Origin of the sequence: Tardiphaga sp., assembly GCF_028290495.1 — a bacterium.
In the GTDB taxonomy this organism is placed as follows: domain Bacteria; phylum Pseudomonadota; class Alphaproteobacteria; order Rhizobiales; family Xanthobacteraceae; genus Tardiphaga.
In genome coordinates this window covers 1-14,256 of the sequence record NZ_JAQGJT010000174.1, presented here as the reverse complement: position 1 = coordinate 14,256, position 14,256 = coordinate 1, and the positions used below count along the sequence as shown (strand labels likewise).

Genomic DNA, 14,256 nt, shown 5'->3' with positions numbered 1-14,256 from the left:
CGGCAGGATGCCTTTGGCGGGCCACAGGATCAGGCCACCGGCGTTGCTGGAGCTTTCCTGGAGGCGCCAGGAATTCAGGAAAAATGGCGTGGTCAAATACAGCAGATAGATCATCGCTGGCAGCAAGAAAAAGATGATCCCAATGATGTCGATCCACAGCCGGGTGCGGTCGGAGACCGCCGAGTAGACCAGGTCGACGCGGACGTGTTCGTTAAGGCGCAGCGTCTGCGCGGCGCCGAGGAAAACGATACCGGCGAACATATACCACTGGATCTCGAGCCAGCCGTTGGACGAATAGTTGAAGAGATATCGGATGGTCGCATTGCCGGCGCTGACGAGGCAGGCAAACAGCACCAGCCACTTGGCGATGAACCCGAAGGCATCGCTGAGATGATCGATCACGCGCGTGATTTTGAGTACGTCCACCGCTTCCCCCTCGAACCGCCCGCATCCGCCGGTTTTGCTTTCTCGCTGAGAAAGGAACGCTTGTTGCGTTGCGACCACGTGATGCGGTGGCACCATCCCAGCGCGCCACGGCGCCGTCAATTAGCAATTTGACAGGTTGACGCAGGGATTCGGTGGCAGCGAAAGGTCGTTTACTGCAGCGCGAGGAGGGGACTACCCGCCCGTCACGCTCATGTGGCGGCTGACGCTGGGCCGGTTGTGGCGGCGGTCGATGATGAAATCGTGGCCCTTCGGTTTCAGTCCGATGGCCCGGTCGATCGTAGCGCCGAGCAGGGCGTCGTCGGGCGAGGCGCGCAGCGGCTTGCGCAGATCGGAGGCGTCCTCGTGGCCGAGGCAGGTGTGAATCGTGCCGGTGCAGGTAATGCGCACGCGGTTGCAGGACTCGCAGAAATTATGCGTCATCGGTGTGATGAAGCCGAGCTTGCCGCCGGTCTCGGCGACGCTGACGTAACGGGCGGGGCCGCCGGTGTCTTCCTGCAGGTCGGTCAAGGTGAACTTTGCCGCGAGGCGCGCGCGCAGCAGCGACAGCGGCACATACTGGTCGATGCGGCCTTCGCCGACGTCGCCCATCGGCATCACCTCGATCAGCGTCAGCGCCATGTCTCGGCCGTGCGCCCATTCCATCAAGGAAGGAATCTCGTCCTCGTTGAGGCCCTTCAGCGCCACCGCGTTGATCTTGACTTTGAGGCCCGCTGCCTGCGCCGCGTCGATGCCGGCCCGTACCTTGCCGAGATCGCCCCAGCGGGTGATGGCGCGGAATTTATCGGGATCGAGCGTGTCCATCGAGACGTTGATGCGGCGCACGCCGCAATCCGCCAGCTCCTGCGCGTATTTTTCCAGCAGCGAGCCGTTGGTGGTCAGCGTCAGCTCACGCAGCGCCCCGGTCTTGAGGTGGCGCGACAGCGAGCGCACCAATGACATCACATTGCGCCGGACCAGCGGTTCGCCGCCGGTGAGGCGCAACTTGGTGACGCCCTTGTCGATGAAGGTCGAGCAAAGCCGGTCGAGTTCTTCCAGCGTCAGCAGGTCGGCCTTGGGCAGGAAAGTCATGTCTTCCGACATGCAATAGAAGCAGCGCAGGTCGCAGCGGTCGGTGACGGAGACGCGCAGATAGTTGATGGTCCGTCCGAACGGATCGACCATCGCGGAACCCGCCAGAGGCGGTGTCAGTACGGATACGGCCATTCAAAAGAGCCCTGTCGCTGCTGTGGAGCCAGCGTCTCAAAACGCGCGGCACGCCTGCCGCGTGGGTAATGTAGTCACGCAAACGCCCCGGCACAATCGTGCCGGGGCGTTTGTGGTAAAGGGACCTGGGAGAAGCTTAGCGGGCCGGGGCCGGGAACGGCGAACCCTCAGCCGGTGCGGCTGCGGCGGGAACCGCGGCGCGCTTCTTGGCGGCCTTGCGTGCGGCACGGCGCGGCGGCGTCATCGGCTGCAGTTCGGCAAACACCGGGCTCGGATCGACCACGGTCGAAGCGGCCGTGGTGAAGTCGCCCGGAACCCGCGTCACGGTGACGGGCACGGTCATCGGCTGATATTTCGGCAGCGTGAAGGAGGCGCTGAAGCCGGCTTCGGCGGCGACCGGGATCGAGCAGGGGGTTTTGCAACCGGGCCCGATTGAGGTCACGACATCGGCTCCGGGCGGGTTCGAATCGAACTGCACCGTCACCGGCGTCGGCGCCGATTTGAACGTATCCATGGAAAACGAGGCGCAGCCTGCAAGGCTGAGGCCCGCGGCCGCTAGTACAATAACTCGACGCATGGTCTGTCCGTCTCTCTCGCGGCTAGCCGCAGTCCCCACAGCCGACAATAGAAGTGTCCGGTTTTTCGCGCAACTGGCGGGCGGGGCATAGTTATTCGATGGTTAACGCCGTTTCGGATATTTTAAAAATATCCAGCGGTGTCAACCGGTTAAGAAGTCATGGCCGGCAGCAGGCGGGCCACGGCGGCGGGCAGGTCGCGGAAATGACCGATCAGCAGATCAGGCTTCAACTCGGCGATCGGCACATCGGTATAGCCGAATTCGACGCCGATTACCGGCACGCTAGCACGGCGCGCGACGCCGATATCCGGGCCGGCATCGCCGACCATCACTACCGCGGACATCCGGCCGCCAGCTTTGGCCACGGTCTGCTGTAGGATCACCGGATCGGGCTTGGCGACGCCAAAAGTGTCCGCGCCGCAGATCGCGGCAAAGCGCTCCGTTAGCCTGAGCTGCTCGAGCAGCCGCTTCGACAGCCATTCCAGCTTGTTGGTGCAGACCGCGAATCGGTAGCCGCTGGCCTCGAGTTCGTCGAGGGCAGCGATCAGGCCGTCGAACGGCTTGGAATCGTCGGCGATATGTTCGGCGTAATAGTCGATGAAATCCGAGGTCAGGCGGGTGACGTCCGCCATGCTCATCTCGCGGCCTTCCGCCTCCAGTCCGCGCTCGATCAGCCGGCGCGCACCCTGGCCGATCATCTTGCGGGCGGATTCCAGCGGCACGGGCGCAAGGCCCTCGCGGGCCAGCACCCAGTTCAATGCGCTGATCAGGTCGGGCGCGGTGTCGACCAGCGTGCCGTCGAGATCAAAGACAATAAGGGGGAAATCGTGCATGCGGGGATCGCTACCGGGGCCGCTGCCTGCGCGCAAGTGCTGATTACGGCGGAAAGGCCCGGCCGGCGCATGTCGGTCCACGCGGGAAAGCATCCCACCACCCTGTTCCTCGCCACCAAACGTCGCTAGATAGGCGGATCGCCCGAGCGGCACCGAACCAAGCGCAGGACCCGGCCAGTATGACGATGGATGAACTGAAACGGCAGGCGGCCGCGCAGGCACTTGAGCACGTCCGCGACGGCATGCAGCTGGGCCTCGGCACCGGTTCGACCGCGAAGCACTTCGTCGAACTGCTCGGCGAGCGCATTGCCACGACCGGGCTGAAGGTGATCGGCGTTCCGACCTCGGAGGCCACCCGCGCTGATGCAGAGCGTTGCGGCGTCCCCTTGACCACGCTCGACGCCATCGACCGGCTCGATTTGACGGTGGATGGCGCCGACGAGTGCGACGCCAACCTTAACCTCATCAAGGGCGGCGGCGGCGCGCTGCTGCGCGAGAAGATCGTGGCGGCGGCTTCCGACCGCATGATCGTGATCGCCGACGATTCCAAATGGGTGCCGGTGCTGGGTCGCTTCCCGCTGCCGATCGAAGTCATCCCGTTCGGGCTGGCCGCGACGCGGCGCGCCATCGAAGGCGTTTTCACTACTTGCGGCCTGTCCGGTGCGATGACCGTTCGCCAGGGACTCGATGGCCATGCTTTTGTCACCGATGGGGGCCACTGGATCATCGATGCTCGGCTCGGGCAGATTGCCGACGCACCGCGCCTTGCAGCGCTGCTTGGCGCGATCCCGGGCGTCGTCGAGCACGGGCTTTTTATCGGTCTCGCCAGCACGGCGATGCTGGCAGGTTCACAAGGCATTCGCGTTTTTGAGCGGCCATAGCGCCGCAACCCACGGAGAATCGACCATGATCAATCGTTCCAACACGATGCTGGCCCTCGGCCTCGCGCTCGGTCTCGCGGGCGCCGCGATTCCGGCTTACGCGCAGCAGCCCGCGGCCCAGGCCGCGCCGCTGAAGCCGGCAACGCCGGCCGCGATCGGCTACGCCAAGGAAATCCTCGTGATGAAGAACGCCGGCGCGATGTACGCCGGCGCCGTGGCGAACATGGTTCAGCGCGTCAAGGATTCGGTGCTGCAGAACAACCTGAACTACCAGAAGGACCTCAATGAGGTCTCGGTCGTGGTGGCGCAGAACTTGTCCGGCCGCGAAAAAGAGATCAGCGAGCAGATGGCGAAGATCTACGCCAGCGACTTCACCGAACAGGAATTGAAGGATCTTGTGACGTTCTACAAGTCTGCGCTCGGCCAGAAGCTCTTGCTGCAGGAGCCAAAATCGATCCAGTCCAGCATGGCTTTCATGCAGACCTGGGCGCAGAAATTTTCGGAAGAGATCAACGGCCAGTTCCGCGCCGAGATGCGCAAGCGCGGCAAGGAAATCTAAGCCGTCATCCGGGCTTGCGAATTCCAACAATTTGAGGCGAGCCATGTCTGACTTCGACGTCGATCTGTTTGTCATTGGTGGTGGTTCGGGCGGCGTACGCGCCGCGCGGATCGCTGCCGGCTATGGCGCGCGGGTCATGGTGGCGGAGGAGTACAGGTTCGGCGGGACCTGCGTGATTCGCGGCTGCGTGCCGAAGAAGCTGATGGTCTACGCCTCGCACGTCCACAGGGAGATCGAGGACGCCGCAGGATTCGGCTGGTCGATTCCGTCCGCGACGTTCGACTGGCCGACTTTCATCGCCAACAAGGACAAGGAGATCGCCCGGCTTGAGGGCATCTACACGACCAATGTTGCGAAGTCCGGCGCCCAGGTTCTCAAGACGCGCGCCGTGTTCGAGGATCCGCACACGCTGCGCCTGAGCGATGGCAAGACGGTGCGCGCTGCGCATATCCTGATTGCGACCGGTGGCGCGCCGAACCACGGACCGGCCTTTCCCGGAATCGAACACGTCATCTCGTCGAACGAAGTGTTCGAGCTGCCAAAGCTGCCGAAGCGCATCGTCATCCAGGGCGGCGGCTACATCGCGCTGGAATTCGCCTGCATCTTCGCCGGCTTCGGTTCCGATGTCACCGTGATCTATCGGGGCGACAATATTTTGCGCGGCTTCGATGAGGACGTCCGCAAGCACGTGCGGACCGAGATGGAAAAGCAGGGCATCACCATCCTGACCGGCTGCACCGTCACAAAAATCGAAAGGCACGGCGATGAGTTCACCTCGCACCTGTCGGATGGCGCGAGCATTGCGTCGGACAAGGTGCTGTTTGCGATCGGCCGGCATCCGGCCGTCAGCAATATGGGCTTGGAGAAGGCTGGCGTTACCATCAACCCGGCCAATGGCGGCATCGCCGTCAACGAATTCTGCCAGACCAACGTGCCGCACATCTACGCCGTCGGCGACGTCACCCATCGCATCAACCTGACGCCGGTTGCGATTCGCGAAGGTCACGCTTTTGCCGACACCGTGTTCGGCAAGCGCGTGGTGAAGGTCGACTACAGCAACATCCCGACCGCGGTATTCACGCAGCCGGAGGTCGGCACCGTCGGCATGACCGAAGCCGAAGCTCGCGCCAGGTTCAGCCATGTCGACGTCTACATCGCCAACTTCAAGCCGATCAAGGCGACCCTGTCGGGCAGCGAAAGCCGCGTGCTGATGAAGCTGATCGTCGACGGCACGACTGATGTCGTGGTCGGCTGTCACATCGTCGGCCATGAGGCGGCTGAGCTGATCCAGGTGCTCGGCATCTGCGTCAGGATGAAAGCCACCAAGGCCGACTTCGACGCCACGATGGCAGTGCACCCCAGCGCTGCCGAAGAGCTGGTGACCATGCGCACCCCCACGGCTCGCTACGTCCGCGAGGCCGCAGAGTAGTTTGCTTTTCTTGCCCCACTTGCGGAGAGAGGTCGGCCGCGCGTGCGGCAGCGTTCAATCGTATCAATGACCCCGGTTCAATCCGGCGGCCGCTGCAGCCAATCCGCCGCGCCGCGCCATAGCGTGTCGCGGTGCTCGGGGCGGAAGAAGCCGAAATGCCCGACCTTCTTGGCCCGTACTTCCTTGGGCGAGATGAGGTGGATGTCGGACCTGATCGAGGTGAAACCGGCGCACAGCATCTCGATTGCGGCCTGCGTGGCCCAGGGATCGTCGGAAAAGCCCAGCGCGCGCAGCGCGCCGCGATATCTGGGGAAGTTCGACAGCGCCCGCAGCCGCCGGTCGTCGAAGAAGTAGCGGTTACTGGTCACCCATTTGGCCCACTCCAGGAAGACGCCCTTCGGCAAATCCAGCCCGATTCCGATGCGGCCGGGCGCATAGCCGAACGCATGGGTCAGCGGCACGCCCGCCAAAGCCATCAACGCATAGATGCGGTAGCCCTCCGGCGGGGTCATCAACCGCCACGACCCGGCCTGCGCCGCCACCAGCAGCGCGCGCGACACTTCCACGTTGTTCGGAATCAGCCCCAGCGCCTGGCCGCCGAAGGAGTGGCCGACGAAGCCGAGCGGCATCGTGCTGTAGCGCCCGCGCATCCATGACACTGCGGCGCTGACGTCCTGCGCGGCCCAATCCGTCATCGTGGCCTGGAAGCCGACCAGCGATTTCGGCCGGGAATCCCCGGTGCCGCGGTAGTCGTAGGTCAGCACCGCGCAGCCGCGGCCGGCGAGGTAGCTGGCAAAGCCGCGGTAGATCTTGCGCGGCACCGCGGTGGCGGAATTGAGAAGCACGGCATGGGTGCGTACGCCGCGCGGCAGAAACAGCGTCGCGCCCAGCGAAAAGCCGTCGGCAGCGGGAAAACGGATGTCGTCGGCGAACACATCATCTTGTGCCGCCTTGAAATTCTCATGCGTCATAATGACATCCAGCAAATGCGAATTCGGCTTTCGCCGCAAGGGGTTGTGTCAAAAGGCGGAATTCTGTCTGGCGATCCCGGGAAACCCTGTGTATAACGCGGCTCCGCTGCCTGCCTGAAGGCGCGGTTTCAGGAGATGACGTGATGGCTGAGCGTTGGACGCCCGATAGCTGGCGCAAGAAGCCTGTGCAGCAGATGCCGGCCTATCCGGATCTGAAGGCGCTGGGCGATGTCGAGGCGCAATTGGCGACCTTTCCGCCGCTGGTTTTTGCAGGTGAGGCGCGCAATTTGAAGAAGGCGCTGGCGCGCGTTGCCGCCGGCGAGGCCTTCCTGCTGCAGGGCGGCGATTGCGCCGAGAGTTTTGCCGAGCACGGCGCCAACAACATCCGCGATTTCTTCCGCGCGTTCCTGCAGATGTCGGTCGTGCTGACTTATGCCGGCGCGTTGCCGGTGGTGAAGGTCGGCCGTATCGCCGGCCAGTTCGCCAAGCCGCGCTCCTCGCCGATGGAGAAGGTGGGTGGTGTCGAACTGCCGAGCTACCGCGGCGATATCGTCAACGACATCGCCTTCACGGCGGAATCCCGCGTGCCCGATCCGATGCGCCAGCTGATGGCCTACCGGCAGTCGGCGGCGACGCTCAACCTGCTGCGCGCTTTCGCCACCGGCGGTTTCGCCAATCTCGGCAGCGTGCACCAGTGGATGCTCGGCTTCCTGAAAGATTCGCAGCAGTCGCGCCGTTACCAGGAATTGGCCGACCGGATTTCCGATGCGCTCAACTTCATGCGCGCCTGCGGCCTAAATCTGGAAAGCCATCCGGAACTGCGTTCGACGGATTTCTACACCAGCCACGAAGCGCTGCTGCTCGGCTACGAAGAGGCCTTCACGCGCGTCGATTCGACGACCGGCGACTGGTACGCGACCTCCGGCCACATGATCTGGGTCGGCGATCGCACCCGCCAGCTTGATCATGCCCATATCGAATATTTCCGCGGCATCAAGAATCCGATCGGCCTGAAGTGCGGCCCGTCGCTGAAGCCCGACGAGTTGCTGAAGCTGATCGACGTACTCAATCCCGACAACGAGCCGGGCCGTCTGACGCTGATCAACCGCTTTGGGTCCGACAAGATCGGCGACCATCTGCCGGCGCTGATCCGCGCCGTCGAGCGGGAAGGGCGCAAGGTTGTGTGGTCGTGCGATCCGATGCACGGCAACACCATCACGTCGAGCTCGGGCTACAAGACCCGGCCGTTCGACCGCATCCTGTCCGAGGTGAAGTCGTTCTTCCAGATCCATGCCGCCGAAGGCACTCATCCGGGCGGCGTGCATCTGGAGATGACCGGGCAGAACGTCACCGAATGCACCGGCGGCGCGCGTGCGATCAGCGACGAGGACCTCAACGCCCGCTCCCATACGGTCTGCGATCCCCGCCTCAACGCCGAGCAGTCGATCGATATGGCGTTCCTGATCGCCGAATTGTTGAAGACCTCGCGGGTCGGCAAGGAAGAACCGATGCCGGTTGCGTCGGGCCTCTGAGTGACGCGCCTCTGGCGGGCCTGCATCAACACCTGGAACGGGCTGACTTTCGCCACCCGTTCCGAACAGGCGATTCGCGAGGAGCTGTTCGCGCTGCTCCTCGCGGTGCCGCTCGCCTTGCTGATCGGCACCACGGCGGCGCGGCGTCTCGAAATGGTCGCGGTGGTGCTGCTGCTCCTGACCGTCGAACTTCTCAATACCGCCATCGAGAAACTGGCTGATCGTGTCACGACCGAGCACGATCCGCAGATCGGCGCCGTGAAGGACATGGGCTCGGCCGCGGTCGGCGTCGCTTTGCTGATCGCCGGGCTGACCTGGATGTTTGCGCTCGGTGAACGCATAGGTCTGTACCAGGCATGATCCGAAAAGTGGTCTTCCGATTTTCGGACAAGATCATGCCTCTATGAAATTCGCGCAATTGCGAAAGGGAAGCCCGCGGGCTTTAATGTCTCCATGACAGATTCCGCGCGCTTCATCCTCACGCTGGCCCAGCTCAATCCGACCGTCGGCGACATCGCCGGCAATGCCGCGAAAGCGCGCGTCGCGCGCGTCCAGGCGAAGGCCGACGGCGCTTCGCTCGTCGTGTTCCCCGAGCTGTTCATTGCCGGCTATCCGCCGGAAGATCTGGTGCTGAAACCGTCGTTCCAGGCCGCGTGCCGCGCGGCCATCGAGGAACTCGCCCGCGAGACCGCCGACGGCGGGCCCGCGATGCTGATCGGTTCGCCGTGGGTCGATGGCGGCAAGCTCTACAACGCCTGCGCGCTGCTCGACGAGGGGCGCATCGCGGCGATCCGCTACAAGGTCAACCTGCCGAATTACGGCGTGTTCGACGAGAAGCGTGTGTTCGCGCGCGGCCCGGTTTCCGGTCCGATGACCATCCGCGGCCTGCGCATCGGCGTGCCGATCTGCGAAGACACCTGGATGGAAGAGTCCGAGGACTACGAGAACGTGGTCGAGTGTCTCGCCGAGACTGGCGCCGAAATCCTGATCGTGCCGAACGGCTCGCCCTACGCCCGCGACAAGAGTGACCTGCGTCTGTCGGTGCAGGTCGCCCGCGTGATGGAAAGCAACCTGCCGCTGGTCTATCTCAATCAGGTCGGCGGCCAGGACGAGTTGGTGTTCGACGGCGCGTCCTTCGTGCTCAATGCCGACCGTACGCTCGGCGCGCAACTGCCTGGCTTCGCCGAGAGCATCACCACGCTGATCTTCGCCAGGACCAAGGATGGCTGGCGCTGCGAAGGGCCGATCGCGCCGGTGCTGGAAGGCGACGAGGGCGACTACGCCGCCTGCGTGCTGGGCCTGCGCGACTACGTGCAGAAGAACGGCTTTCCCGGCGTGCTGATGGGCGTCTCCGGCGGCATCGACTCAGCATTGTGTGCGGCAATTGCCGTCGATGCGCTCGGCGCCGACCGCGTCCGCGGCGTGATGCTGCCGTTCCGCTTTACCGCGCAGGTTTCGCTCGATGATGCGGCTGATCTCGCGGTGCGGCTCGGCATTCGCTACGAGGTGCTGCCGATCGCGCAGGCCGTGAATGGCTTCGAGGAAATTCTCGCCGGCACCTTCGCCGGCCTGCCGCGCGACATCACCGAAGAAAACCTGCAGGCCCGCACCCGCGGCACGCTCTTGATGGCGATCTCCAACAAGACCGGCGCGATGGTGGTGACCACCGGCAACAAGTCGGAAATGTCGGTCGGCTACGCCACGCTCTATGGCGACATGAATGGCGGCTTCAATCCGATCAAGGACATCTACAAGACCGAAGTGTTCCGGCTGTGCACGCTGCGTAATTTGTGGAAACCCGAAGGCGCGCTCGGCCCCGACGGCGAGGTGATCCCGGTGAACATCATCGTGCGCCCGCCGACCGCGGAATTGCGCGAGAATCAGACCGACCAGGATTCGCTGCCGCCTTACGAGATTCTCGACGGCATTCTCGAACGCCTCGTCGAGCGTGAGGAGCCGCTGTCGGTGATCGTTGCCGAAGGCTTCGACAAGGACGTGGTGATCCGGATCGATCGTCTCCTGAACATCGCCGAATACAAGCGCCGCCAGGCAGCCCCCGGCGTGAAGGTGACACGGCGCAATTTCGGCCGGGATCGTCGCTATCCCATCACCAACAAATTCCGCGACCTGGCCACCGCCTTGCCCGTAGCCGACGAGGCACTGCTGTTGCGCGCCAGCAAGGGATCGGCGGAAGCGTTCGAAGGGTAGGGCGTAGTGGAATTGCGAGCTGTACTGGATCACATCACGGTAGCGGCGCTGACGCTCGAACAGGGCGTCGCCCATGTTCGGGATGCGCTGAACGTGGAGATGCCATTCGGCGGATCGCATCCGTTGATGGGCACGCATAATTGCCTGATGCAGCTTGGCGACGGTGTGTTCCTGGAGGTGATTGCGCCGGACCCCGCGGTGACGCCGCAAAGAAAACGCTGGTTCGGGCTCGACGATCCGGCGATGCGCGCGCGGCTTGAGCACTCGCCGCAACTGATCACCTGGGTCGCCCGCGTGCCCGATCTCGGTCGCGCGCACGACGGCGCGGCGGGCGAAGTACTTAACGTGACGCGCGGCGAACTGTCCTGGTTGATCGCCGTGCCGCGCGATGGCTCGATGCCGTTCGAAGGCGCGTATCCGACACTGATCGAATGGCCTGCGGGACCACATCCGTCAGTGCGGATGGCGGATCTGGATTGCCGGCTTGAACGCTTCGCGATCAGTCACCCGGACGGCGCTCGCTTGTCTCTGGCGCTTGGCTCAATCGTCACCGACGAGCGCATCGTTGTGTCCACCGGCGATACGGTCCGACTTCGCGCATCGATCAGGACACCTGATGGCCTGCGTGAGCTTGGCTGAGAGGCCGTCATCGGAGCCGCATCGGGCGCGGTGTCGCGCGCCATCACGACGTCTGGGGTTTTAGCGTTTACCGCGCCGGGTTGTTCGGTAGGAATTGCGGTCCTACCGAGCGGATCGGCTTGTTCGGATCGGCCGGCGCGGCGGCGGCCGGCGTTTCTGCGGGCGTGGCTATGGCCGGAGCAGGCGCGGCGCCCTTCTTTACGGAGGCCGGTGTGCCCTTGGCGGGTGGCAGCGACATCCGCTTGGCGCGTTCTTCGGTGACGATGATGTCGCCGTTTTCCGCTGCTGCCTTGTCGTCGATGTTCTTCAGCGCGTCCGACCAGGTCTGGCCCTGCGCCTTGCAGGAGCAGGACGGGTTGAACTCGGTGCGATACTTGAAGGCGTTCGGCGACGAACTGTAGGGCTGGCCGGAGATCGAGACCGCGGCGTTCATGTCCTCGCCGGGGTTGCGGTAGCTGAACAGGTTGGCGTCCGCCGCCGGGCACAGGCTCTTGCAGGTCTTCTCGTCGTCGGCAAAGCGGCTCTGCACGGTGGCGAAAGAGATCGGGAAATAGGCGCCGTCGCAGGTGCGGACGCAGACGGTGCGATAGGTGCCGGACGGCGCGGTCGCGACGGCGGCATCGAGCGGCGGAGCGTCAGGGCTGGGCTCGTTGTTGCCGAACAGATTGTTGAGGAAATTGCCCGGGCCGGAGCTTGGCTGCGGCGCGCGCTGCGCGGCGGCGGCGTATTGCGGGCCGCAATTATTCTGCGCCAGCGCCAGCAGCACCGAGCGGCGCTGGCTGTCACGGTCCGAGCTGCCGGGGACGCCGACGCGCAGCCGCTCGAGATTGCCGGTGATCTGGTCGAGATTGCCGCGCATCTGCTGAATTTGGGTGTTGACCGGGCCGCACTGCGCCGACTGGCCATTGAACAGCGAGAAGAAGCCGGAAGAGTCGCAGCCCATCCGCTTGGCCTGCGACGTCACGCGGTCGAGTTCGCTTTGCTGCTTCGAGGCGGCGTCTTCATAGCGGCGGAGCTGCTCGGCGCGGGCGGGGTCGCCGCCGGCGCCACGGTCGATGGTCGCGAGCTGGCCTTCCAGCCGCTGGCACATCGGATTGACCGCTACGCCACCCTGCTGCTGCGGTGGCTGTCCCGGCGGCAGGCCCTGCGCGAACGCATCATTGCCCAGCGAAGCCGCGCCAAGCAGCACAGCGCCGGCCAGAACCCAGCGGGAGAGAGCAGCGTTGAGAATGTCAGACATACGGACCATCGCAGCACTTCAGAACAGATCGGCGCGGGTTCGATGCATGGCAAACCCCTTGCCGGCATTGCCGAATCCGCCGGTGAGACGGCGAGGCAGCGCGGCTTTCCCATAGCTGCTTCTCGCGGCAGGGTCACGTCGTTTCCGGGGCTGCACTGTGGCGGTACCCAGCGCTCCTGGAGTGGCAGGCTTCGCGCTCAGCGGTGGCAGGTGATGGCGACGAATTCGTTGCAGCCGCCGTGGGCGCAGGCGCCGCCAACCGTCTTCGGCACCGAACCGGTCACCTCATCGGGATCGACGCGGCGGTAGGCGGTGGCCTCCGCAAATTCTCGCGACTTGCAGTACGACAGTGCGGCATGGGCACCGCACTTCTCGCCCTTGGCCAGGCACTGGTCGATGCCATAGCCATCTGCCTGGTTGGCGATGATGAAGACGCGGGAATCGGCGGAGGCGGCGGAAGCGGTCAAAACGAACGCAGCCGTCAAAAGCGGGAAAATCGATTTCATAACTCACCTAATGAATGAGGGAATCGGCTCATCCGTAGAGCAAATAGGTTAACAATCATTAACCATGCGCGGGGTAGCCGCCGATTGAGGCCGAAATCGGCCGCGCGCCGGCCTTTTCCCAGCCTTGACGGCCAACCCTCGGTTGCCGCATGGTGCCGCGATGAACGGTTTTCTCGCCATGTGTGGCATTTGCCGCGAGATTACGAGCTAGCGATTCGCTGGCTGAGGCCGTCTATTCTCAATCGAGATCATTGACGCCCGGCCGCAAGGGACGGGATTTCCATGGATTTGCGACTTTACGATACGCTGACGAACGAGAAGCGCGTGTTTGCGCCGATCGACGCCGATAACGTCCGGCTCTACGTCTGCGGGCCCACGGTTTACGACTTCGCCCATATCGGCAATGCACGCCCGGTCATCGTGTTCGATGTGCTGTTCCGGATGCTGCGCTATATCTATGGGCCGGACCAGGTCACCTATGTCCGCAACATCACCGACGTCGATGACAAGATCAACGACCGCGCGCTGCGGGATTTCCCCGGCCTGCCGCTGAACGAAGCGATCCGCAAGGTCACCGAGACCACCGCCAACCAGTTTCAGGCCGATGTGGACGCGCTGGGCTGCTTGCCGCCGACGCATCAGCCGCGTGCTACCGACTTCGTGCTGCCGCGCCCCGACGGCAAGACCGATATGGTGACGTTGATCCAGCAGTTGATCGCGCGTGGCCACGCCTATGAAGCTGGCGGCGAGGTGCTGTTCGATACCCAGTCGATGGCGGACTACGGCGCGCTGTCGGGCCGCAAACTTGAGGAGCAGCAGGCCGGCGCGCGCGTCGCCGTCGATGCGCACAAGAAGCATCCGACCGATTTCGTGCTGTGGAAGCAATCCTCCGCCGAGGAGCCCGGCTGGGAAAGTCCGTGGGGCAGGGGCCGTCCGGGCTGGCACATCGAGTGCTCGGCGATGGCGGCAGCCTATCTCGGCGAGACGTTCGACATCCATGGCGGCGGGCTCGATTTGATTTTCCCGCACCACGAGAACGAAATCGCCCAGTCGCGCTGCGCCCACGGCACGCATGCGATGGCGAACTACTGGATGCACAACGGCTTCCTGCAGGTCGAAGGCGAGAAGATGTCGAAATCGACCGGCAATTTCGTCACCATCCGCGAACTGCTCAACGACTGGCCGGGGGAGGTGCTGCGTCTCAACATGCTGAAGACGCACTATCACTCGC

At 64.1% G+C, this 14,256-nt stretch carries 15 protein-coding genes; 8 read left to right on the top strand and 7 right to left on the bottom strand.

All coding sequences use genetic code 11. The features are described 5' to 3' along the window. The 4 genes from JWQ24_RS25860 to JWQ24_RS25845 all read right to left on the bottom strand — a co-directional run. The coding region (locus tag JWQ24_RS25860; protein WP_299814572.1) for a TRAP transporter small permease subunit at positions 1-522 on the bottom strand (522 nt) is incomplete at its 3' end. A gap of 96 nt (positions 523-618) precedes the next feature. Continuing rightward, the gene (gene moaA, locus JWQ24_RS25855) at positions 619-1,650 is read right to left on the bottom strand and encodes a GTP 3',8-cyclase MoaA (protein WP_299814569.1); all 1,032 of its coding nucleotides are present in this window, start codon (positions 1,648-1,650) and stop codon (positions 619-621) included. 136 nt (positions 1,651-1,786) lie between these two features. Beyond that, positions 1,787-2,227 (bottom strand): hypothetical protein, encoded by a 441-nt coding sequence (locus JWQ24_RS25850; RefSeq protein WP_299814566.1) that lies wholly within the window; start codon positions 2,225-2,227, stop codon positions 1,787-1,789. Positions 2,228-2,376: 149 nt separating this feature from the next. Beyond that, entirely contained in the window at positions 2,377-3,060 is a 684-nt protein-coding gene (locus JWQ24_RS25845; protein ID WP_299814563.1) for an HAD family hydrolase, read from the bottom strand. 179 nt (positions 3,061-3,239) lie between these two features. On the opposite strand from JWQ24_RS25845, the gene rpiA reads away from it, so the two are divergent. From rpiA to gor, 3 genes are read left to right on the top strand one after another with little or no spacing between them, the layout of a single operon-like run. Then, a complete protein-coding gene (gene rpiA / locus JWQ24_RS25840) occupies positions 3,240-3,941 on the top strand; it encodes a ribose-5-phosphate isomerase RpiA (RefSeq protein ID WP_299814561.1) in 702 nt (233 codons plus the stop codon). 25 nt (positions 3,942-3,966) lie between these two features. Beyond that, the gene (locus JWQ24_RS25835; protein ID WP_299814558.1) at positions 3,967-4,500 is read left to right on the top strand and encodes a DUF2059 domain-containing protein; all 534 of its coding nucleotides are present in this window, start codon (positions 3,967-3,969) and stop codon (positions 4,498-4,500) included. A 43-nt stretch (positions 4,501-4,543) separates the two neighbouring features. After that, positions 4,544-5,929: a glutathione-disulfide reductase gene (gor, locus tag JWQ24_RS25830; RefSeq protein WP_299814555.1), complete on the top strand. Its 1,386-nt coding sequence runs from the start codon at positions 4,544-4,546 to the stop codon at positions 5,927-5,929. Positions 5,930-6,006: 77 nt separating this feature from the next. Here the strand turns inward: gor and JWQ24_RS25825 are convergent, their stop codons facing one another. Then, a complete protein-coding gene (locus tag JWQ24_RS25825) occupies positions 6,007-6,900 on the bottom strand; it encodes an alpha/beta fold hydrolase (protein ID WP_299814553.1) in 894 nt (297 codons plus the stop codon). Positions 6,901-7,043: 143 nt separating this feature from the next. Here JWQ24_RS25825 and JWQ24_RS25820 point away from each other — a divergent pair, with 143 nt between their 5' ends. The 4 genes from JWQ24_RS25820 (at position 7,044) to JWQ24_RS25805 (ending at position 11,279) form a co-directional block, all read left to right on the top strand. Continuing rightward, a complete protein-coding gene (locus tag JWQ24_RS25820) occupies positions 7,044-8,432 on the top strand; it encodes a class II 3-deoxy-7-phosphoheptulonate synthase (RefSeq protein ID WP_299814550.1) in 1,389 nt (462 codons plus the stop codon). Next, positions 8,433-8,792, top strand: a complete 360-nt coding sequence (locus JWQ24_RS25815) for a diacylglycerol kinase (protein WP_299814547.1) — start codon at positions 8,433-8,435, stop codon at positions 8,790-8,792. A 93-nt stretch (positions 8,793-8,885) separates the two neighbouring features. Beyond that, positions 8,886-10,640: an NAD+ synthase gene (locus JWQ24_RS25810; protein ID WP_299814544.1), complete on the top strand. Its 1,755-nt coding sequence runs from the start codon at positions 8,886-8,888 to the stop codon at positions 10,638-10,640. Positions 10,641-10,646: 6 nt separating this feature from the next. After that, a complete protein-coding gene (locus JWQ24_RS25805; RefSeq protein WP_299814541.1) occupies positions 10,647-11,279 on the top strand; it encodes a VOC family protein in 633 nt (210 codons plus the stop codon). Positions 11,280-11,346: 67 nt separating this feature from the next. Here JWQ24_RS25805 and JWQ24_RS25800 read toward each other — a convergent pair whose 3' ends face one another. After that, positions 11,347-12,528 carry a DUF2865 domain-containing protein gene (locus JWQ24_RS25800; RefSeq protein WP_299814538.1) on the bottom strand — a complete coding sequence of 394 codons (1,182 nt, stop codon included), beginning with the start codon at positions 12,526-12,528 and terminating at the stop codon, positions 11,347-11,349. Between the two features lie 188 nt (positions 12,529-12,716). Next, positions 12,717-13,025 (bottom strand): hypothetical protein, encoded by a 309-nt coding sequence (locus JWQ24_RS25795; RefSeq protein WP_299814534.1) that lies wholly within the window; start codon positions 13,023-13,025, stop codon positions 12,717-12,719. 282 nt (positions 13,026-13,307) lie between these two features. Between JWQ24_RS25795 and cysS the strand changes: the two genes are divergently transcribed. Continuing rightward, on the top strand, positions 13,308-14,256 hold a 949-nt coding region (gene cysS, locus JWQ24_RS25790), incomplete at its 3' end, for a cysteine--tRNA ligase (RefSeq protein ID WP_299814532.1).